This window comes from Nostoc sp. NMS9, from assembly GCF_017114995.1.
Lineage (GTDB): Bacteria > Cyanobacteriota > Cyanobacteriia > Cyanobacteriales > Nostocaceae > Nostoc.
The window spans coordinates 1-22897 of the sequence record NZ_JABXKL010000001.1 but is presented as its reverse complement, the minus strand read 5'-3'; the positions used below and the strand labels follow the sequence as shown (position 1 = coordinate 22897).

11 protein-coding genes are annotated in these 22897 nt (G+C 42.4%); 8 read left to right on the top strand and 3 right to left on the bottom strand.

Features of this window, described 5'->3' with window-relative positions; all coding sequences use genetic code 11:
• Positions 1 to 494: 494 nt before the first annotated feature.
• Both HWQ40_RS00055 and HWQ40_RS00050 read right to left on the bottom strand, forming a co-directional pair.
• Positions 495 to 1643, bottom strand: a complete 1149-nt coding sequence (locus tag HWQ40_RS00055) for a DUF1822 family protein (RefSeq protein ID WP_292774067.1) — start codon at positions 1641 to 1643, stop codon at positions 495 to 497.
• A 73-nt stretch (positions 1644 to 1716) separates the two neighbouring features.
• Positions 1717 to 2904 carry a sigma-70 family RNA polymerase sigma factor gene (locus tag HWQ40_RS00050; protein WP_292774065.1) on the bottom strand — a complete coding sequence of 396 codons (1188 nt, stop codon included), beginning with the start codon at positions 2902 to 2904 and terminating at the stop codon, positions 1717 to 1719.
• Positions 2905 to 3242: 338 nt separating this feature from the next.
• Here HWQ40_RS00050 and HWQ40_RS00045 point away from each other — a divergent pair, with 338 nt between their 5' ends.
• The 8 genes from HWQ40_RS00045 to HWQ40_RS00010 all read left to right on the top strand — a co-directional run bounded on the left by HWQ40_RS00045 (position 3243) and on the right by HWQ40_RS00010 (position 21181).
• On the top strand, positions 3243 to 3641 hold the full coding sequence (locus tag HWQ40_RS00045) for a hypothetical protein (RefSeq protein ID WP_292774063.1): 399 nt from the start codon (positions 3243 to 3245) through the stop codon (positions 3639 to 3641).
• A 165-nt stretch (positions 3642 to 3806) separates the two neighbouring features.
• Entirely contained in the window at positions 3807 to 6026 is a 2220-nt protein-coding gene (locus tag HWQ40_RS00040) for a peptidase domain-containing ABC transporter (RefSeq protein WP_292774061.1), read from the top strand.
• A gap of 25 nt (positions 6027 to 6051) precedes the next feature.
• Positions 6052 to 7554 carry an HlyD family efflux transporter periplasmic adaptor subunit gene (locus HWQ40_RS00035; RefSeq protein ID WP_292774059.1) on the top strand — a complete coding sequence of 501 codons (1503 nt, stop codon included), beginning with the start codon at positions 6052 to 6054 and terminating at the stop codon, positions 7552 to 7554.
• Positions 7555 to 7755: 201 nt separating this feature from the next.
• Positions 7756 to 10971, top strand: a complete 3216-nt coding sequence (locus HWQ40_RS00030) for an S-layer family protein (RefSeq protein ID WP_292774057.1) — start codon at positions 7756 to 7758, stop codon at positions 10969 to 10971.
• 245 nt (positions 10972 to 11216) lie between these two features.
• A complete protein-coding gene (locus tag HWQ40_RS00025) occupies positions 11217 to 14606 on the top strand; it encodes an S-layer family protein (RefSeq protein ID WP_292774055.1) in 3390 nt (1129 codons plus the stop codon).
• A 702-nt stretch (positions 14607 to 15308) separates the two neighbouring features.
• Positions 15309 to 16280, top strand: coding sequence for a calcium-binding protein (locus HWQ40_RS00020; protein ID WP_292774053.1), 972 nt, complete (start codon positions 15309 to 15311; stop codon positions 16278 to 16280).
• 709 nt (positions 16281 to 16989) lie between these two features.
• Entirely contained in the window at positions 16990 to 19653 is a 2664-nt protein-coding gene (locus HWQ40_RS00015; RefSeq protein WP_292774051.1) for a CHAT domain-containing protein, read from the top strand.
• A gap of 154 nt (positions 19654 to 19807) precedes the next feature.
• Positions 19808 to 21181 carry an alpha-amylase family glycosyl hydrolase gene (locus HWQ40_RS00010; RefSeq protein ID WP_292774049.1) on the top strand — a complete coding sequence of 458 codons (1374 nt, stop codon included), beginning with the start codon at positions 19808 to 19810 and terminating at the stop codon, positions 21179 to 21181.
• A gap of 408 nt (positions 21182 to 21589) precedes the next feature.
• Here HWQ40_RS00010 and HWQ40_RS00005 read toward each other — a convergent pair.
• Positions 21590 to 22897, bottom strand: a 1308-nt coding sequence (locus tag HWQ40_RS00005; protein ID WP_292774047.1) for an S-layer family protein, incomplete at its 5' end; no start/stop codon positions are given.

The window sequence follows — 22897 nt, the reverse complement described above, 5'->3', positions numbered from 1 at the left end:
GGCACTGCCCATTGGTGTCAACTTAAGCTCAAACGCTTGTCCCACATACGCTTTACCCCACCCTAACCCTCCCCTTGCAAAGGGGAGGGAACTCGATTTCCGGCTTCTCCCCTTTGCAAGGTTAGTTAGTGGGCGACAATTCACCAGCCCCTTTAAGAGGGAACTCGATTTCCGGCTTCCCCCCTTTACAAGGGGGGATTGAGGGGGGTAATTTGACTTGTGTGTACACCGTAGCCCCAAGGCATCGGGGAGGGGCGGTTTTGGCTTTAGACAAAACCGAGGTGGGGTGACGCTGTGAGTAACCATAAGCGAATGAACTCAATATCACGTCTTGACAAGGGTTTCAGATTAAGTTGACACCAATGGGCACTACCGTGCCCTTACACCCTGCTGTATATATCTTGGTTGCTAAATGAATTGCCTACTGTGTGTAGTTAAATTCAGTGTAAGAGCAAATAATAGAGGCTAAACGTGAAGATTTTTGAAGGTAACACTTAAAACCGCAAAATCTCTCGGTCATAGTCTTCAGGTGTGGGTTCTATTTCCCAAACCAATCCTTCTCCTAGTTCCAAAATTACTTCCAAATACAACATATCTACAGGTGTTGTTGCCGTATCTTGATTATTTTCAAAAGCTTGTAAGTCTTCCGTTAGTAGTCGCAGCTTAAACCCAGCCGGAATTTGACTATCAAGAGTTGTATTTCGCAATTCAAAACGCCAAACATAGTCCTCAGAAGCGCTTTTTGGGAAAATGCGTAACTCGTATGTTTGCTCTGCAACTTTTATTTGCCGAGACAAGCCTAGAACTGGTTCTGCACTCCGCATTCCCGTAAGTACCACAACGAATTCTCTTTTTTCCCATCCCCACTGTTGAGCTAAATTGGCTACTCCTGTCTGTAACCATTGCGGAATTGATCGCTGTATGAGTAAACCCTGACGCAGTTCATACAACTTTTTTCGCCAACCGCTATGTGCCAAGAGCGCACCCCAGAGTGAAAATGGAACTGCCAAACGCGGAAATTTCACATCGCGATCGCCCAATCTTTCTAAAAGGTTTTCTGCCTGGATTTTGGCAATAGAATCTAAAGGTGCAATCTCGGCACGTAAGGCTTCTGGCTGATTAAGTTGGCGTGTAACCCACAGCACATTAATATCTAGAATTAAATCTTCCCTTTCCAAGCTGTAAGTACGATCGCCAGCATCATAAATCCCTTTTGTTTTCAGAATTTGATGGGTTGTGTAGCCGAAAATCTTCATCCAGCCATCATCGGGATTAACTTGTACTGCTACGTAATAGTCAGCAACCCACTCTGGAATATCTACCCATTCTTGCGGTACGCGTAACTCATCGTCATCCATCGCCAGGGTGGGAATTAATACAAGGCGATCGCGATCAAAAGTAATAGCTGTACCATTGACTACTTCCCAAAAACTCGGCAATGCCGCACTGTTAGGATAAACCCTGGCGGTGGGAGCAATTTCCTCCTTGAACCAAGGCAAAAATGCTTGCAAGCATTTTTGATTTATCCACCCACGTTGACAAGCACCAGCTGTTGAGTATGGTTGTTCTTGCGCCTCTGGAGATTGGGTAATTTCCAAGTATAGCTGTGAGTCAATGGTGAATGGGGCAGGTGGGTTCAACATAAATAATTTTAGAATGGCTTCATATAAAGACCATATTAGGGAGAGGGGAGAGACAAAATTATATCTTGTCTGCTCATTGAAGCTGGGTATGGCTATATTGGACTTTCAGCCATTCCTCTAAACTTGTGTTTATGGCATCTACTACGTCGGATTTAGGGGAAATATGCAAGGTGTTTTGACTCCATTGCGTGAGAGTCAAAAGCAATGACTTTTTAATGCTGCTAAGGCGACGGGAAACAGTATATTGCTTAATTTCTAACTGTGCAGCAATTTCTTGTTGAGTCAGTTGTTGAACGTAGTAAGCTTGTAGTACTTTTTGAGACTCAGCATCGAGTGCAGCGATCGCTTTGTACAAAACTTGGTTTAACTGAGTTTGCTGCGATCGCATATTCACAGCTTCTTCCTGCTCAATAATTTCCGTTAGTAAAGATGTTTGCAAATCTACAGGCAATATATCTAATAAATTGCGATCGTCTTCTTTGAGGGGAGCGTCTGCGGAAACAAACTTAGGATACAGGAAAGTACGGGCAGCTTTAGCAGCAGATAATACCCAGGTTTCTATGGTTTGCTGATTGACTGCGGCAGTGGGTGAACTCAATCGGCTTAAACGTTCTGCATTATAAAGATTACTAATAGCCTCCCAAGTCCGAGCATCTGGTTTGGGAAGCTGACGAATTTTTGTATTGTCACCTGTGTAGAGTTCCTTAAAGCATTCCCAGGCTAAAACATAACTCTCGATGCTTTCGGCGTTCAATCCGGCATTTTGTAATGACTGCACTAGTCGTTTGCGGCTGAGTTTATGCAATAATGCCCAGTCTGAGCAAATGTCTGCTTCCCGCTGTAAGCGCAGTGCATCTTTGATAATCGATTCAAAAGTTAATTGTGCGTAAGCTTTTAAATGCGAACTGTATTGAGGATTGAAATTTTTGAGGATTTTGTTAGTATTAGCGATCGCCATCTGAAAACAATCTGCTACAGACGACTGCGTGGGAAAGTTAAGGGTAAATTTTCTAGAAGTCCAATAGCACACCTCTTGTAAATAAGCAGAAATATGTGCAAGTGCCACAGCACTAGATTGAGTCTGCCAAACTTTATACCAGTAAAGTGCCCAAAAGGTATCTGATTTCTCAGTTGACGACTCCTCCAGGCAAACTTTCATACTGCGTCGCAGTTTGGCATCTGTTGCCCAACCACTAAATTGATCTACATCAAATTGCACAAAGGTAGAAAAGATTTCAACAATGCCCTGTCGGGGTTGCATGGAATACTTGCCGATAGCTGATTTCAATTATAATACAGCCATACAGCCAAAAGTTAATTCCTTGCTGCGTAAGTATTTTACAGATTTTTCAAAATTTTTCCGATCCAAGTGCATAAAGACTAAAAGTCATCGTAGAGAGTGATATGCAGAGAAGTTCATTTAAAAAGATGCTTTCTTTGGGCAATAGCGGAATCATTGAATAAGTTCGTCAAATACAGAACAAAATTTCGATAGTTACAGCCGCAAATTTATCCCACAAATATGCAACTTCTTAAAAGTTACCTAATTATCTCTGCATCATCTAATTAACATTGAAGTATTGTTAGGAGATTTGCATCATGCTACAAACAACTTCTAAAGCAGGAAAAGATTCTTTTTCTATCAGTTTTGATGACCAGGATGACAATTTATTATCTGAATTAAGCTACGATGAAGCCTCTGAAATTATGGGAGGTTTTACAGTTACCAATAATTCAGGTAGTACGAGAGGTTTTTATAATTTTGGACAGAACGTAGTGCCACAACAGCAAGTTTTACAACCTGGACAAAGCGGTAATTATAATGGAGAATATATTTTATATAATTCTTCAATAACCCAATTTAAACCAGCATTATCACAGCAACTGGGTGCAACAGACACAATAAGTTTTACTCTGCAAGGAGATACTGTACTTGCTGCTAAACCTCTAAGCACCATTGGCCTTTTCTCGCTCCAAGTGCCACTCTCTGATTTGTAATTATCAAGTCGATTTAATGATTTGAATTTCCCAGGTTATATTGTCCTGTCTCGGTTCAGATCAAAGAGCCAACTACTCAAAAATCTGAATGAAAAAAAATAAACACTAAATACAATCGGGTCACAGGACTCGATTGTATTTTCTCGCCAATCATCACACCAGAAGATGAAATACCAAATAGTCCTCCAACACAGTGAAGAAGACTGCGGTGCTGCAAGTCTTGCAACCATTGCCAAACACTACGGGCGCACATTTACCCTCAACCGCGTTCGAGAAGCCGTAGGTACTGGTTCTAGAGGAACATCCTTGCTGGGATTGAAGCGGGGTGCAGAAGTACTAGGATTCAATGCCCGCCAAGTTAAAGCTAGTCCCCAATTAATCGACCAATTAGATCAAGCTCCCCTACCAGCGATTATCCACTGGAAAGGCTACCATTGGGTTGTATTATACGGACAAAAAGGCAAAAAATACGTCATTGCCGACCCTGGTGTTGGTATTCGTCATCTTACCCGTCAAGAGTTAATGGCAGGTTGGAATAATGGCGTAATGTTACTGCTGACTCCAGACGAGAGTCGTTTTTATCAACAAGAATCAGATAAAATTGGCGGACTGGGAAGATATCTGCAACGGGTTTGGCCTTATCGCTCTATTCTCGCCCAAGCGATCGCCATTAACATCGCCATTGGACTGCTTTCTTTGGCATCTCCCTTTATGATGCAACTCCTCACCGATGATGTCTTAGTACGAGGTGATACCCAACTACTAACCACCGTCGCCATTGGCGTTATCGCCATGAACTTAATTAGAAGCGCCATTAGTTTAGTCCAATCTCACCTCATCGGTCACTTCGGTCAAAAATTACAATTAGGACTAATTCTAGAATACGGACGCAAACTTTTACATTTACCTCTATCCTACTTTGAAGGACGACGCAGTGGGGAAGTTGTCAGCCGCATTGCCGATGTCAAAGCCATTAATAACTTAGTTTCCCAAATTGTCCTCGGATTACCCAGTCAATTCTTTATTGCTGTAATTTCCTTGGGTTTTATGCTCTTTTACAGTTGGGAACTAACTCTAGCTTCCATAGTTGCGTTTATGATTGTCACGGGTGTTAACCTGCTTTTTTTACCCGTGATGCGGCGGAAAACCCGAAATTTAATTGTTTCAGGTACAGAAAACCAAGGCTTTTTGGTAGAAACATTTCGCGGTATCCAAGTATTAAAAACTACCCAAGCCACTCCCCAAGCTTGGTCAGAATACCAAGGGAATTATGGTCGTCTCGCCAACTTGGGCTGGAGTGTGATGAAACTGGGACTGTATAGCAGTACAGTTACTGGTATTCTTTCCACCTTCATTAGTATTGGCATTCTTTGGATGGGTAGCTATTTAGTCATTAATCACAGCTTAACAATCGGTCAATTAATGGCATATAACGGCATGAGTGGCAACTTTCTTGGCTTCTTAGGTGCTGCCATCGGCTTAGTAGAGCAGTTTATCACAGCCCAGATAGTCCTTCAACGCATGACAGAAGTGATTGACGCTACCCCAGAATCCGAAAATGATTTTAAAAAGCCTTGGGCACAAATTCCTGGAAATGCAGATATTACTTGCACTGAACTTAACTTTCATCATGCAGGTAGAGTTGACCTCCTACAAGATTTTTCCTTAACTATTCCTGGCGGTAAAGTTATTGCTTTAATTGGCAAATCTGGCTGTGGTAAAAGTACCCTGGCAAAACTGATGACTGGCTTATATAAAGTCGAGTCTGGCAATATTCGTTATGGTCTTTATAATCAGCAAGACCTATCCTTAGAATGTCTACGTCAACAAGTGGTATTAGTTCCCCAAGAACCCCACTTTTGGAGTCGTTCGATTATTGATAACTTCCAGTTTAGCTATCCCCATATTAGTTTTGAAGAAATTGTCAAAGCTTGTCAAATTGCAGGTGCAGATGAATTTATTAGCAAACTCCCTGATAAATATCAAACTGTTTTAGGAGAATTTGGGGCAAATCTTTCTGGTGGACAACGCCAAAGATTAGCCATAGCCAGAGCCATAGTTACTCAGCCACCAATCTTAATTTTAGACGAATCCACAGGCGCACTCGACCCAGTAAGCGAAAGACAAGTACTAGATAGACTTTTATCCTATCGTCACAATCAAACGACTATTTTAATTAGTCACCGTCCCAAGGTGATACAGAGAGCAGATTTAATTGTATTTTTAGAACAAGGACGCTTAAAAATCCAAGGTACACCAGAAGAATTGCGCTCTTTACCTGGCGAACATTTAGATTTCTTAGATGATATTTTTACCTCTCATAATGGGTTGGCGCTAATATCTTCCCCGGCTCATCATAACGGCAAGACTGCCACCATTAATTAAGATAATTCGTAATTCGTAAGACATCATGGTTAGCAACACAAATTTTCTCCCCCCAATTCAAACAAACGAATTTCTCCCACCAATTACTCGTTGGACAACATGGGGCGGAATGTTTATTCTCTGCGTTCTCGGATTAGCTGTGCCACTTGCTGCAATTTGTAAGTATAAGGTTACAGTCCAAGCACAGGCGGTTGTGCGTCCGGCGGGTGAATTGCGAATTGTGCAAGCGGCGACTGAAGGCCAGGTTATGCACATTTATGTCAAAGAAAATCAACTTATCAAAAAAGGAGATGCGATCGCAACTATCGATGACTCCCGTCTGCAAACCAAAAAGAGCCAATTGCAAACTAGTATTCAACAATCTAAGTTACAACTAGTGCAAATCAATGCCCAGATTAGTTCCCTTAATAGCCAGATTCAAGCCGAAACTGACCGCATCAACCGGATTATTACTGGCGCCCAAGCCGAATTGAGCGGTCGCCGTCGCGAATATCAAGATAAAAATCTTACCACTGTTTCCGAACTCCAAGAAGCTGATGCCAACGTCAGAATTGCTGAAAAAGAATTGCTGGCTGGGGAAGCACAGTTAAAAACAGCACAAGCAAATCTCCATGCTGCTGAAGCTGCATTAGGTGTAGCCCAGTCAAAACAGAAGCGATATGAGAGTGTAGCTGCCCTTGGGGCGCTATCTCAGGATCAATTGGAAGAAGCACAATTATCTGCCAGACAGCAAGAGCAAGCGGTAAAGGCGCAAGCAGCAGCAGTGGAGGCGCAAAAACAGACAATTGAACGGTTACAACAAGCGGTATCTGCTGTCATGGCCAGAAGACAACGCGCCCAAGTTGCCGTAAATCCAAGTAATACAGCAGTAACTGTTGCTACTGAGCGAATTGCTCAAGAAAAAGCCGGAGGGGAAAGCAACAAAGCAACAATAGAAAAGGAACGCCAAGCCTTAGTTAACCAACGGATTGAAATTGAAAAGCAGTTAGAGCGTGATACTAGCGAACTCAAACAAGCCAAAATAGATTTAGCTCAAACCACGATCGCAGCTACCGCCGATGGTATCATCTCCCAACTCAATCTGCGAAACCCAGGTCAAACTGTGCGGGCTGGCGAAGAAGTATTGCAAATTGTCCCCACTGATGCACCTCAAGTTTTGAAAGCTGCCGTGGCATCTGAAGATCAAAGTAAGTTAAAAATTGGTCAAAAAGTCCAAATGCGGGTCAGCGCTTGCCCCTATCCAGATTATGGTACTCTGAATGGTCAAGTGCAGACGATTTCTCCAGATGCGATCGCTCCTCAAAAGAATGGCACAAATGCATCTATGAATGGGACTACTAGCCCAAAAGCTACTGCACCAGGTGCTTTTTATGAAGTGACTATTGAACCGGAAACTCTAGTTTTAGGTAAAGGGAAAAACCAGTGTCATATTCAATTGGGTATGGAGGGTAGGGTTGATATTATTTCCCGTGAAGAAACTGTGCTGCAATTCTTTCTCCGTAAGGCGAGGTTGATTAGTGATTTATAACTTTTTATTTGGGGAACTATTACCTAAACTTTAAGTTTTAAAAACTTTCCTCTCATCGAATTAAAATATCTGCTGAAATTAATTGTAGAAAAATTTATCAGTACGGCTAGCAGAAAACCCTTGAATATGTGGCTCGAAGCCGTGGCGTAATAAAATTGCATATTCACAGATAGGAAATGAGCAAGCGGGGCTGGTTCTAATATGGCAATCTGTAAAAATAGAAATTGGCACTCAGATTTATTAGAAGTTTTTAGTATTATTGGAGTGCTTGCTCATGTCATATTTTGTTGTGAAAATCACGCCTTAGCCCAGATTACCCCTGATGGAACATTGGGTAATAACTTTTCAATAATCACTCCCAAAGTCAATATCAAAGGTAGTGCTGCTGACCGGATTGATGGTGGAGCAATTCGCGGTGCAAACCTGTTCCATAGTTTTCGTGAATTCAATGTCGGAGAATCCCAACGAGTTTATTTTGCTAATCCCACGGGAATTAAAAATATTCTCACACGGGTGACGGGAAGTAATATTTCCAATATTCTCGGCACACTGGGGGTGAATGGTGGTGCAAATTTGTTTTTTATCAATCCCAATGGCATTTTATTTGGGAAGAATGCACGACTGGATGTGGCGGGTTCGTTTGTAGGGAGTACGGCGAATTCTTTTGTGTTTGGCAATGGGTTGGAATTTAGTGCAACTAATCCTCAGACTCCTTCCCCATTACTAACAGTTAATCCTTCGGCATTGTTCTTCAATCAAATTGCTACTGCACCGATTCAAAACAACTCAGTCGCACCAGCAGGAATAGATCCCGCAGGTTTTAATGCATCTGGTTTACGAGTAGGAGATGGTAAAAGTTTGCTGCTAGTGGGCGGTAATGTCAGCATGGATGGCGGAAGGTTAAATGCTTTTGGTGGGAGGGTTGAGTTAGGAGGATTAGCAAGTGCAGGAACGATTGAGTTGAATGGAGATGGTAGCAAACTGAGTTTGAGTTTTCCAAATATACTAAAGCGAAGTGATGTATCGCTCTTCAATAGTGCTGAGGTTAACGTTCGTGCTGATAACGGTGGCAGTATTGCGATTAATGCCAGTAACATAGGGCTTGCAGAAGAAAGCCGTATACGAGCCGGGATATCACCAGGATTAGCTTCAGTTAACAGCAAAGCGGGAAATATTGAGATTAATGCTACTGAAACAGTCAATCTCAAAGATGACAGCTTTATTGTTAATTCTGTAACACCTGGATCTGTAGGTAGAGGAGGTAGTATTAATGTTACTAGTAAAACAGTATTCGGAACTAATCGTGGTCGGATATTAACTAATACCTTTGGGCTGGGAGATGCAGGCAGTATAACGATTAATGCCCGTGACACTGTCTCTTTTGATGGTACAGATAGTGGTGTTGCTAGTATTGTGACACCTTTTGCTAAAGGTAATTCAGGCAGTATAAATATCACCACTGGATCGCTTTCTGTCACTAATGGCGCTCAAATACTTTCTAGTATTTATCCTTCTGGGCGAGGGAATACAGGTAATGTCAATATAACTGCGCGTGATACTGTCTCTTTTGATGGTACAGATAGTGGTGCAGGTAGCTCACTAGAATCTGGTGCAGTGGGCAAAGCAGGTAACGTCAGTATCACCACTGGTTCGCTTTTCGTTACCAATGGTGCTCAACTACAATCTTTAACTCGTGGTCAAGGAGATGCAAAAGGTGTAACGATAACTGCACGTGATACCGTTGTCTTTGATGGGATAGGTAGCAATGGAGCAAACAGTAGTGCCTTCAGCAGTGTGGAATTTGGCGCAATCGGTAATGGAGGCAATATCAATATTAAGACTAGGGCGCTTTCTGTTACCAATGGTGCTGGACTATCTGTTAGCTCCTTTGGGCAAGGATCTGCAGGAAGTTTAACAATTACAGCCAGTGATACTGTATCCTTCAATGGCGGGAGTGCTCTAAGCAATTTGGAAGCTAATGCTTCAGGTAAAGGAGGAAGCATCACTTTTACCACAGGTTCGCTCTCTGTCACAAATGGCGGTCAAATAGATGCTATTACTTTTGGACAGGGGAATGCAGGCGATATAACTATTACTGCTGGTGATACTGTCCTTCTTGATGGATTGGGTAGTAATGGATTGAGTAGTGCTGTTGCTAGTGCTGTAGAATTTGGATCTAAGGGTAAGGGAGGAAGCATCAAGATCACTACAGGCGCACTTGCTGTCGTTAATGGCGCTCGACTAGACACTGCTACTTATGGGCAAGGAGAGGCAGGGAGTGTGACAATAACTGCTCGCGATCGTGTTTTGTTTGATGGTGTGGACGAAAATGGATTGTTTAGTGCCGCAGTGAGTGCTGTCGGAATCAGAGGAGTAGGCAAGGGAGGAGAGATTTTGATCGCAGCAGGCTCACTTGATATCACCAACGGCGCTCAAATAATTACCAGTTCAGCTGGTCAAGGAGATGCAGGTAGTGTGATGATTGATGCGAATGAACATGTCTTCTTGGCTGGGAGTGATACTGGTATCTTCAGCATTTTTAACAAAGTGCTATTTGAAGAAATAGGCAAGGGCGGCAATATTACTATTACTACTGGTTCATTATCTGTGATGAATAAAGCTGAAATAACTGCCAGCAACTTTGGACAGGGGACAGCTGGTGATATAGGAATTACATCTGATTCGATTCGTCTTAACAACAGTAGCATTGAAGCTACTACTGCTTCAGGTAATGGCGGAAATATCAACCTGAATGTGCAAGACCTTTTACTGTTACGTCGTGGCAGTCAAATTTCAACCACAGCAGGTACTGCCCAAGCTGGAGGCGATGGCGGCAACATTACCATAAACTCCCCCTTCATCGTCGCTGTTCCCAAAGAAAACAGCGACATCAGCGCTAATGCCTTCACTGGTAAAGGTGGTAGAGTTGACATTACAACAAACGGTATTTTCGGTATTGTCCCACAAAAAAGCCCAACCGAAAACAGCGACATTACAGCGAGTTCACAATTGGGAGTGAGTGGGGAAGTAACTATCAACAGTCCAGATACTGACCCTAGTCGCGGTTTAATTCAACTACCTTCTAACCTCGTGGATGCATCCCAACAAATTGCCCAAGGTTGCACACCCAGAGGAAGACAAAACGCCAGTCGTTTTATCGCTACCGGACGCGGTGGATTACCCCAGAGTCCTAATGAACCGTTGCGAGGACGAGCAGTGATTACTGGTTGGGTAGATTTGCCTGCACAAGCAACACAGAGAGTCACGGATAAATCATCTACTGCATCTATAACCAAATCTACCGATCAAATTGTGGAGGCTCAAGGATGGATTGTCGATGCTAATGGTGATGTTATTCTTGTGGCTCGATATGCACAAAGTTCTTCTATTTCCTCTGCCATGTCTTGTAGTCAATAATTCGTTACTCCAATCGGGGGAGGAATTACGATGAAACCAAGAGCGATCAAAACAATCAGATGCATTACCTAATTTTAAGTTTTAAAAAGTTTACTCCGATCTAGTTAAAATATCTGCTGATATTAATTGTAGAAAAACGTATCAGGACGGCTAGCTGAAAACCCTTAAAGATGTGGCTCGAAGTCGTGGCGTAAGAAAATTGCATATTCACAGGTAGGAAATGAGCAAGCGAGGCTAGTTCTGATATGACAACCTGTAAAGATAGGAATTGGCACTCAGATTTATTAGGAGTTTTTAGCATTATTGGAGTGCTTGCTCATGTCATATTTTGTGATGAAAATCACGCCTTAGCCCAGATTACCCCTGATGGAACATTGGGTAATAACTCTTCAAGAATCACTCCCAATGTCAATATTAAAGGACTTCCGGCTGACCGCATTGATGGTGGCGCAATTCGCGGTGCAAACCTGTTCCATAGTTTCCAGGAATTCAATGTGGGGGAGTTGCAGCGTGTTTATTTTGCCAATCCCACGGGAATCTCCAATATTCTCACACGGGTGACAGGAAGTAATATCTCCAATATTCTCGGCACATTGGGGGTGGATGGTGGCGCAAATTTGTTTTTTATCAATCCCAATGGCATTTTATTTGGGAACAATGCACGCTTAGATGTAGCGGGTTCCTTTGTAGGGACTACGGCGAATTCTTTTGTGTTTGGCAATGGGTTAGAATTTAGTGCAACTAATCCTCAGACTCCTTCCTCGTTACTAACAGTTAATCCTTCAGCGTTGTTGTTCAATCAACTTCAGGCTGGCAAAATTGAAAACAGTTCAATTGCACCAGCAGGAGATAATATCTTTGGTCTACGAGTACCTGATGCTCGGAGTTTGCTATTAGTGGGTGGAGAAATTGCCCTCAACGAAGGTCAATTGAATGCTCCGGGTGGGCGAGTAGAATTGGCAGGAATTGCAGGTGAGGGGACAGTCGGACTGAATGTGGATGGTAATAATTTGAGTTTGATTGTTCCTAATGGTGTAGCTAAAGCCGATATCTCACTCAGTAATCAAGCCTTGGTTAGTACCAGTGGCGAAGGTGGCGGCGCTATTCAGGTGTGGGGTAAAGGAGTTACAGTCAATGGAGGTTCCAAGATTGAAGCCAGCACTTTAGGAGCATTACCTGGAAAAGGATTGAGTGTAAATGCTTCCGAATCAGTGCAAGTCGTTGGAGAATCACCTACTGGAATTCGCAGTGGTTTATTTGCTGAAACTTTTGGGACAGGAGATGCAGGAAACCTGACAATTAACACTAGGCAGTTACAAATCTTAGCAGGGGGAAAGATTTCATCTGGTACATACAATGCAGGAGCGGCGGGAGATTTAACAGTAAATGCCTCAGAATCTGTACAAGTGGCAGGTCTGACAGTTAGTGGCCAGTTTGGCAGCGACTTGTTTACTCAGAGTAGTTCTGACGCCACAGGAGAAGGAGGAAAACTAACAATTAATACATCTAGGTTGCTCGTCGAAGACGGGGGGCAAGTCTCAGTTTCTACTTCCGGTGAAGGTGTGGCAGGGAATTTGACCGTGAATGCCCCAGAATCAGTGCAAATAATCGGTATTCCAGATAATCCCTCTTTAGGTTATACCGGTATGTTTGCTGCATCTAATGGAGTCGGAGACGCCGGAAACATCACGATTAACACTAGACAGTTATTTATCCAAAATGGAGCCGGAATCATAACCGATAACGAAGGTAAAGGGGTTGGAGGGAGTATAACAGTAAATGCCGAATCAGTGCAGCTAGTCGGTACTGCTATTCTTCCACAGTTTCCTAATAGATGGTATCCTAGCAGAATAAGTTCTAACGCCTATGGCACAGGGTCCGCAGGAAAGATTACGATTAATACCAATCAGTTGTTAATCCAAGATGGAGCAGCGATTTCAGCTCGAACTAACGGTAGTGGGGCTGGAGGAAGTTTGACAGTAAATGCCTCCCAATCAGTTAAACTGATTGGACCTGCTACTAATAGTAATAGTCTATTTCCCTTTCCCAGCAGCTTGTTGACTCAAACATCGAGTACAGGAACAGCAGGAGATTTGGCAATTAATACCAATCAGTTGATTGTCCGAGATGGACAACTATCTGCCAGTACTTTTGGACAAGGGAATGCTGGCAATATAAACATTGAAACTGTCACTATGAATATCATTGATAGTCAAGTGGGAAGCAGTGTTTACCGTAAAGGGTTTGCAGGAAATTTGACTATTCACGCTGCCGAGTCAGTGGAAATCAGTGGAAAAGTCAAAGCGTTTACATCTAATATTGAAAATCCTGCTGGCTTATTTGCTCAGGTAAACACTCAAGGTGAGGGTCGCGGTGGCAACTTGACCATTGAGACAAAACGCTTGAGTGTCAGTCATGGAGGCAAAGTGCAAGTCGCTACTTTTGGTCAAGGCGACGCTGGTAATCTCACAATTCATGCTTCTGAGGTAGAGGTATTTGATACACCTATTGATAATCTCTTTGCTACAGGTATCAATGCAGGTGTTGAAGTAGACGCAGACGAAACAGTGATTCCACCCAGAGGCAACGGTGGCGATTTAACAATTGAAACCGATCGCTTGAGTGTGAGAGGTGGTGCAATAGTATCGGTTGGAACTGCTGGACAGGGCAATGCAGGTAGATTGCGAATTCATGCGTCGAAATCTGTGGAAGTCGTTGGAAAATCACCAAATGGTAACTTTAACAGCCAAATCAGCGCTGCGGTTACGCCAGAAGGTACTGGTAGTGGGGGAAGTTTAAAGGTTGAAACTGAGCAGATGAGTGTCCGGGATGGAGGTGAAGTCACTGTCAGTAGTACCGGTGCAGGGACGGCAGGCGACCTTGAGATCCAAGCTCGTTCTCTGAGCCTGGATAATCAAGGAGCGATCGCTGCCATAACCAGATCGGGGAATGGTGGTAATATTACCCTGAAATTGCAAGACTTATTATTACTACGCAATCATAGTCAAATTTCTACTACTGCCGGCAGTAGCGAATTCGGTGGCGATGGCGGTAACATCACCATTAATAGCCCTTTCATTGTCGCCGTTCCTAAAGAAAATAGCGATATCACTGCTAATGCCTTTACAGGGATTGGTGGTAGAGTTGACATTACAACAAACGGTATTTTCGGTATTGTCCCACAAAAAAGCCCAACCGAAAATAGTGACATTACAGCGAGTTCAGAATTGGGAGTGAGTGGAGAAGTAACTATTAACAGTCCAGATACTGACCCCAGTCGCGGCTTAATTCAACTACCCTCCAACCTCGTGGATGCATCCCGACAAATTGCCCAAGGTTGCAGTCCCAGAAGAGGACAAAATGCCAGTCGTTTTATCGCTACAGGACGCGGTGGATTACCCCAAAGTCCTAATGAACCGTTGCGGGGACGAGCAGTGATTACTGATTGGGTAGATTTGCCCGCACAAGCAACAGCCAGAGTCACGGATAAATTATCTACTGCATCTATGACCAAATCTAGCGATCAAATTGTGGAGGCTCAAGGATGGATTGTCGATGCTAATGGTGATGTTATTCTTGTGGCTCACTCTCTGCAAAGTTCTTCTATTCCTTCTGCTATGTCCTGTAGTCAATGATTCGTTACTCCAAGATTCAAGGGAGGAATTCCGAACTCAGGAATACTCTTAAACGAGCGCTCATATATTTTAGTCACCTCGGCAGATTTATTCTCCGTATTTACTTATCTTCACATAGTTCGGTTTTTTATGCCTACCTACTTACACCTGTCAAAGGAGGCAGGGCAATACTGGCATCACCGTGCCAACAACTTCTGTGGTGGTTTGGGAAAAAGGTTTTTTCTTATACCATTTCATAAAATACTTGATACAAATGATTTGTCTCTAACTCTTTCTCCCTACTCCCCTGCTCCCTATTTGTATCAACCTGAAAGTGAAATGGTATTAGCCTTTTTCCTTACTTCTGCAAGAAGTCTATCGACCGATAACAAAAAATTTTTGCTTGGGGTGCATAAAAAATAAAACTCATCGTATATGAGTTCAGCAGGGAGATTCACTTAGCTCAACTTTATTCAGCAAAAACCCTGGTTCTTGGGCAAATACTTTTTAAGTAAAACTACCGTCTCTTAAAGGTTTCAGGGATAGCGTAGACCCTATTTAGCGGTTTGTTATAGGTATCTCGTTACCAACAAAACCGATAAAGTCGAATTAAAACCAGACTTCCAATTGCGTCTCTATATGATGAAATATCACCCTAGATAGACCTTACTGAAACCAAAAAACTAAAACCTTTTACTTTTACTACTCAGAGGAATAATTAAAATGCCAACCTACAGTGGAACTAACGGAGATGACAATATTATCGGTAGTATTTTTACTGATAGTATCTTTGGGTTTGGAGGAAACGATACCCTTAATCCTGGGTCTGGACTTAATGATTATATAGATGGCGGCACGGGGATTGATTTACTCGTAGTCGACTACTCTAATGTCAGCAATCCCTACAGCTTCTCCTTCAATAATATCGAAAAAGTTTCCTTCAAAGGCAGTAACGGAGTTGATAATTTTACCTTCAACAACACCACTGATACCCTATACGGTAATGGTGGCAATGATATCTTGGATGCCGGGGCTTTCGATGACTATCTTGACGGAGGTAGTGGGAGTGACTCTCTCTATGGAGGCGATGGTAACGATACCCTTAATCCTGGGTCTGGAGTTAATGATTATATAGATGGCGGCACGGGGATTGATTTACTCGTAGTCGACTACTCTAATGTCAGCAATCCCTACAGCTTCTCCTTCAATAATATCGAAAAAGTTTCCTTCAAAGGCAGTAACGGAGTTGATAATTTTACCTTCAACAACACCACTGATACCCTATACGGTAATGGTGGCAATGATATCTTGGATGCCGGGGCTTTCGATGACTATCTTGACGGAGGTAGTGGGAGTGACTCTCTCTACGGAGGCGATGGCAATGATATTTTAAATGGTCGTAAAGACAACGATTACCTTGTGGGAGGAAGTGGAGCTGATAAATTTGTCTTCGACTCTCTGTCTGATGGAATTGATTACATTGCAGACTTTAAGTACTTTGAAGGAGATAAAATTCAGATTTCTAAAGTTGGATTTGGTGCGAGTTCTACCAGTCAGTTTAGTTATAACAACAGCACAGGTGCTTTGTCTTTTGATAAATCTCCGTTTGATGCGATCGCATCGGTTCAATTTGCCTCTCTCCAAACCAACTTAGGGATCGGATTTCTTCCTAGTGTTGACATCGTTTTGGTTTAAAACAGGACTTATAGCAATCCGGTTTGATTTTTGAACAAAATTAAGTATTTGTAGGGTGCGTTTCGCGAAACGCTAACGCAACGCCAGTACTCTGCTCAAACAGGAAATCCATGCTACTGGCTCCCCTACGTATCTTTTCAAAAATCAAAAAATCAAATAGTACTGTCAAATCTTAGGTTTTTCTATATCAAACTTCGTAGATTAGTGTTCGCGTAGCGTGTCTTTTAGGACAAGATATTACTAGCAATATTAAGCTTGTTGTTCTAAGTTTATAAAATTTAACTCCGATCTAGACACAATCTCTGATGAAATTAAATTAACCAAAGATCGAACTCACTCAACTGTTGCAACACTGTTGGGCGTATCAAAAAGTAGCTGCTAAGGCTGGCTTTGATATGGCAACTAGAGAAGATAAGATTGGGTTTTTAAGGTTAGTAGGTGTTTTCAGTGTTGCTCTTGTGTTTGCCTCTGCCATATTCTGTTGTGGAAACCAGTCTTATGCTCAAATTATCCCGATGAAACATTAGGCAACGCCATCTACTCCATCTCTTACCAGATCTAGTAATCAGATTGTGGAGACTCAAGGATGGATCGTTGATGGTAACGGTGATATTATGCTTGTGGCTCAATCTGTGCAAAGTTCTTTTATTCCCTCTGCCATGTCTTGTAGTTAATAATTCGTTACTTCAAGATCAAAGGAGGAATTACGATGAAACTCAAGAGTTATAAAAATAATCAGTGGCAACGGATATGTAACGGATGTAATATATGGTTCACTCTTCCCTTTAAAATCCATAAGTTGCCTGTTTTCATACTCTTGGTTCTGGTGACAGCTTTTTTGTGCGTTACTGCTTTTCCTGTTGCTGCAACTTTAGAGACAAAACATATCGCAACTCTTGGAGTCTCAATCCAAAATCCTCCTGCACAAACACAAGACTTGCTGCAACAGGGGAAAGTGCTGTATGAGGCAGGACAGTTTGCAGAAGCTGTTAAAGTTTTGCAACAAGCAGTTAAAAGTTATGGCAGCCAGGACAATGAATTGCGGCAAGCTGTAGCATTAAGTAATTTGGCATTGGCATATCAAAAACTGAGTAATTTGATACAAGCAAAACAGGCAATTACAGATAGCTTGAAGTTGGTCGAAAAATCCTCTCCTGCCGAAAATCTTCAGGTTTTGGCTCCAATTCTAGATATTCAAGGTAGTATTCAACTAGACTTGGGACAAGCTGAACAGGCACTTAACACCTGGCAACGTGCGGAAGTCAGCTATAAGCAATTAGGCGATCGCAATGGCATTACCCGCGATCGCATCAATCAAGCACAAGCATGGCAAGTTTTGGGATTTTACCGTCGGGGTTTGACAATCTTGACTCAATTGCAGCAGCAGTTACAATCAAAACCTAATTCAGTCAGTAAAGCAGTAGAATTACGGTCTTTTGGGAATGCTCTGCAACTAGCTGGAGATTTGAATCAATCCCGTCAGGTATTACAGCAAAGTTTGTCAATTGCCCAAAAATTGGATTCTCCCCAGGATATCAGCGCGGCTTTGTTCAGTTTAGGTAACACGGCACAAGGACAGCAAGATTTTAAGGGTGCAATACAGTTTTATCAGCAAGCTGCTGCGATCGCTCCTAACCCGATTAGCAAAGTTCAGGCTGAAGTTAATCAGTTGAACTTACTAGTAAACACGGGACAAACAGCCGCCGTGCAGACACTATTGCCGCAAATCCAAACTCAACTTGCACAACTACCTGCTTCTGTGACAACTATTTATGCCCAGATTAATCTAGCTCAAAGCTTGATGAAATTCGGGACTACACCGCAAGCGATCGCTCAAATCTGCGCGAGAGCCTTGCAACAAGCTGAAGATTTGGCAGATAAACGAGCCGAGAGCTTTGCCCAAGGGACTCTGGGCAGTGTATACGAACAAACTAAACAATGGTCCATAGCCCAGAACCTCACCCAACAGGCACTGAACATAGCCCAAACAATCAATGCCCCAGATATAGCTTATCGTTGGCATTGGCAGTTAGGACGCCTGTTAAAAAAGCAGGGAGAGATTGAGGGCGCTATTGCCAGCTATGATACTGCGATCGGTGAGTTGCAGACTCTCCGTAATGACTTAGTAGTTGTGAATCGAGATGTCCAGTTTTCCTTTAAAGAAAGTGTAGAACCTGTATATCGAGAGTCCGTAGAATTATTGTTGCAGTTTCAGCAAACTCATCCGAGCGAACCAACCCTAGACAAAGCTAGACAGAGGATTGAAGCACTGCAACTAGCGGAATTAGACGACTTTTTCCGGGAAGCTTGCATTAATACCAAAACTGTTTTGCTTGACACAGTGGTAGATAAAGATAATCCCACAGCCGCAATTATTTATCCAATTATTCTGCCCGATCAACTCCAAGTGATTGTCAAAATTCCTAAACAACCACTGCGTAATTATACAGTAAATAAGTCCCAGAATGAGGTAGAAGGTACTATAAAACAACTCAGAGAGTATCTATTAGAACCCGATCGGGCTGAGGAAGTGCAGGCGTTATCACAGGAAGTCTATGGGTGGTTAATCAAAGAAATTGAGTCAGATTTAAAAGATAGTGGCGTCAAAACCCTTGTATTTGTACTGGATGGAATATTGCGAAATGTGCCAATGGCTATATTGTATGACGGTCAGCAATATCTGGTAGAAAAATATGCTGTAGCACTCAGCTTAGGACTTCAGTTACTCGCACTCAAACCCTTAACACAAACAAAACTCAATGTCCTAGCTGCCGGGTTAGTGCAACCACCACAAGGCTTTAAACAGCAATTTCCACCGCTACCAGAAATTAAAGCAGAATTCGACTCTATTTCCCAAGCGATCGCGTCTACCACCCAGTTACTAGATCGAGACTTCAACAGCAAAAACCTAGAGAGTAAGGTAAATACTGTGGCATTTAATGTGTTACATCTGGCAACCCACGGTCAATTTAGCTCCAGTGTTGAGAATACTTTTATACTTGCAGATGATGGACCGATCAACGTCACGCAATTTGATAGCCTACTGCGCCGTCGGGATCAAACTCGCTCAGAAGCTTTGGAAATGCTGGTGTTAAGTGCTTGCCAAACTGCTACTGGTGACAATCGCGCCACGCTAGGGCTAGCAGGAGCATCCGTGAAAGCTGGCGCCCGTAGTACCTTGGCTTCACTATGGCATATCAATGATAAATCTACTGCTATCTTAATTGGTGAATTTTATCGTGAGTTAGTTAAAACTGAGGTGACAAAGGCTGAAGCCTTGCGTCGTGCCCAAGTAAAGTTGTTAAAAGATTATCCTAATTACAGTCGTCCTGGCTACTGGGCACCTTATGTTTTAGTTGGTAACTGGCTTTGACAAACTCTATCCACTTCCCACCACTGTGAGGAAGAATGGATTTATATTTTATCACGACAAGCGATCGCAGAAATCGACAAAGAAGAATTTGAGGTTTTCCCAGGAGACTTTATGGAATAGTAAAACACGATATGGTTTAGGAGTAATATCTTTGATGAAAACTATCTTCATCTGTGCAGTTGTAATCTGCACAACTTGTATTTACCCGATTAAGACATTAGCAGGAAAAAAACCTTCTGCGATTTTTCATGCATTTGACCAGCAGTACACTGATATCGAAAAGTTTGTATGTGAAATAGGGAAGCAAGGATATTCTCACATTCAAATTTCTCCAGCCCAAAAATCTAATCCTGCTCCAGAATGGTGGGCACGCTATCAGCCTATAGACTACAGCATTATCGAAGGTAGAGGTTCACTCTTCAATTTAAAAAAACTTATTAGTCAAGCCCACGGTTGTAATGTCAAAGTGATTGCTGATGTTGTTTTCAATCACATGGCTAATTTAGATGGCAATGATGATTTTGAAGATTTAACTAAATTTCCAGGTCTTTCTATAAATGACTTTAATTCGGATTTAAACCGTCCAGGTAAAAAATCTTGTAGCATTAATTATAGTGATGGCAACAGAGATTCAGAAATTAATTGTTGGTTAGGTGGACTTCCAGAATTGAGATTTACTAATAATGTTAAAAAAATCCAAAAAGCTCATTTAAAAAAATTGCTAGATTTAGGAATTGATGGATTTCGGTTTGATGCTGCCAAGCATATCCCAGCAGATGTTGTCAAAGAGTATATCAGCTATGTGGATCAACAAAGTCAAGGAAAAGCATGGAATTATCTTGAGGTAATCACAGATAGCGACACCAGTGCAGAAAATTATAACTGGATTGCTGCTGTCACAGATTTTGTTCTCTACAATTCAATGAAAAATGCCTTCAGCTTTGGTGGAGATTTGCGTTCTCTGCGAGTTCCCACAGGCATAAACGATCCGCGTAGCGTCACTTTTGGCAGAAACCACGATACTATCCGCGAGATTAATTCCAATGCCATTAACCCCTATAGCGATCCTTCTGACTCTTTCCTCGCAACAGCATATATCCTGGCAAGAGAAAGTGGCACTCCTTTAATACTGAACTGGGATAATAGAGATGCTGCTTTTATTAAATATGGTGTCAAATTCCGCCAAATTATGCATCAACGAGGAAATCAGAAAAAAAATATCAAAGAAAATGTCTTAGCAGCCATTGATAGTCCGACTGTATTACTAATGGAGCGGGGCAGTGAAGGATTTTTTGTTGTCAATAAAGGGGAGAATAAATTTAATATCCCAGCACTGGATTTGACCTTGACGAATTTGGATGGATGTTATCGGGAACTCCGTAATAATTTTACTGTTGCGATTGAACGTCGCGATCGCGGGAAAAAATTTATAACTCGTTGGGGAAGCTGGAATAGAGGCGGTATGGAAGTTCAAAAACGCGATGCACTCTATTTTATTCGAGAACCTTTTAATCAATGTCAAGTGTAGATGTTCCCTCCTGCTCTTAGCTCGACTTTATCCATTTTTTCGCAACGGCGTCAACGCTATCATCTGGATTTTAGACTAAAAAGCACAAAATGACTCAGGGAAGGTAATACCAATTCAAAATTCAAAATTCAAAATTAAGAAAGCCAGACAGAACAAAGGTTTGGAAGTATGTATCTGTTGCATTCTTTTTTCAAATTGGTGTAAGTTGAGCAGAAGCAAAAAGAAAAATTAAAAAAATTAGAAATCAAGCAGGTTTCTACTCGGCTTTACGTGAATTAGTAGTACGTTTTTTAACAAGATGAGTCAGAAGCTTTGTTAGTGCTTCGTTGTCAAGAACTGATGAAACAACATGATTTAATCTCTGGTCTAACTTGCTACTACTGGTGGCCAAAAACCAGGGTAGCTTAATTATAAGTGTTCATCCGAACTTGACATAACGCTCTTCTTAGGAGAGCGATAAGAAGCAGCACGGCAAGATACAGGGTTCTGCCATGAACCATGAGGCGTGGTGGGTGCATTCGCTGTAAGTTCCAACTCCCCTTTGGCATTTATCACCCACCCAGTAGCCTCTACAATGGGTTTTGGTGTAGCGGTAGGGTTGATAGTAACAGGTGGACTCTTGCGGTTTCTGGTGCTGGGATTGAGAGTTACCCAATCTACTTGCACTGCGTCAGGAGAGAGAATGTCCTTGGGATTGGGTGGTAAACCGCCGCGTCCAGTGATGATAAATGAATTAGCTTGTTGCTTGCTTCTAGGGCTACAGATAGTGTCAAATAGCTGGGAAGCATCTACTAGGTTTGTGGGTAGTTCTACTCTAGTGAACTGTAGTTCTGTTGTTCCTTCCAAGGAAGAGCCTGTCTGTGAAAATGAAGTGATGTCATTTGTTGGCAGCCGACGTGGGTCTAATTGGCTTGCATCGTTAGTTTCTAGCAACCTCACCAATTCTTCTCGATCACGCACTACCATACCAAAAACCCCAAAGGCTGTAATCGTAATTTTACCGCCCCTACCAGTGAAGGCGTTAGTAATGATATCGCTATTTTCATTGGGAGTGGCGACGATGAAGCCATCTGGCATATTAAGCGTGAAATTGCCGCCGTCTCCACCAGCCTGTTCAGTGCCTGAGACAGTAGATATTTCACTGTTACGCTGCAACATCAGTAAATACCGTACTGATAAAGTAATATTTCCTCCACGACCCACTACTGAATTAGCTAGAAGTTTTCCTTTATCCAGCAGGATGGAACGAGCGCTGACATTGAGTTCGCCTGCTAGACCTAAATCGGGTACACCCCCTTGATAGTTAGCATTTTTTCGAGCTTCACTGCTGACACTTATTGCCGCCCCATCTTTGATAATCAATCGCCCTGTAGTTAGGGTCAAGTTGCCGCCATTTCCAGACCCTTGAGTCCCAGCAAATAAGCTACTGAGCCTAGAACCATTTGCTGAGGTTCCCATTAATTCTACGGACTCAGAGGCGTTTACTGTCAAATCTCCTCCATTTCCAGTAGATGGTGTAAATTGGTTAGAAAAACGCCCAAGTATACCCTCAGAACTTGTTGATATTGCTGCCCCTCCCTCGATACGTAACTTTCCAGTATTAATTATTATGCTGCCAGCATTTTCAGCGCCATAAGTTGCACTAAATAATCCACTGGATATTAAATCACTACCATCTGGCAAAGGAGAAATGGGGATGCCTGCAATTAGTTCTAC

Bases quoted from the DNA above. Each gene is read 5' to 3' on its own strand.
- HWQ40_RS00045 (WP_292774063.1), top strand. From the start codon at position 3,243: ATGCTACAAACAACTTCTAAAGCAGGAAAAGATTCTTTTTCTATCAGT.
- HWQ40_RS00020 (WP_292774053.1), top strand. From the start codon at position 15,309: ATGCCAACCTACAGTGGAACTAACGGAGATGACAATATTATCGGTAGT.
- HWQ40_RS00050 (WP_292774065.1), bottom strand. From the start codon at position 2,904: ATGCAACCCCGACAGGGCATTGTTGAAATCTTTTCTACCTTTGTGCAA.
- HWQ40_RS00030 (WP_292774057.1), top strand. From the start codon at position 7,756: ATGGCAATCTGTAAAAATAGAAATTGGCACTCAGATTTATTAGAAGTT.
- HWQ40_RS00035 (WP_292774059.1), top strand. From the start codon at position 6,052: ATGGTTAGCAACACAAATTTTCTCCCCCCAATTCAAACAAACGAATTT.
- HWQ40_RS00025 (WP_292774055.1), top strand. From the start codon at position 11,217: ATGACAACCTGTAAAGATAGGAATTGGCACTCAGATTTATTAGGAGTT.
- HWQ40_RS00010 (WP_292774049.1), top strand. From the start codon at position 19,808: ATGAAAACTATCTTCATCTGTGCAGTTGTAATCTGCACAACTTGTATT.
- HWQ40_RS00015 (WP_292774051.1), top strand. From the start codon at position 16,990: ATGAAACTCAAGAGTTATAAAAATAATCAGTGGCAACGGATATGTAAC.
- HWQ40_RS00040 (WP_292774061.1), top strand. From the start codon at position 3,807: ATGAAATACCAAATAGTCCTCCAACACAGTGAAGAAGACTGCGGTGCT.
- HWQ40_RS00055 (WP_292774067.1), bottom strand. From the start codon at position 1,643: ATGTTGAACCCACCTGCCCCATTCACCATTGACTCACAGCTATACTTG.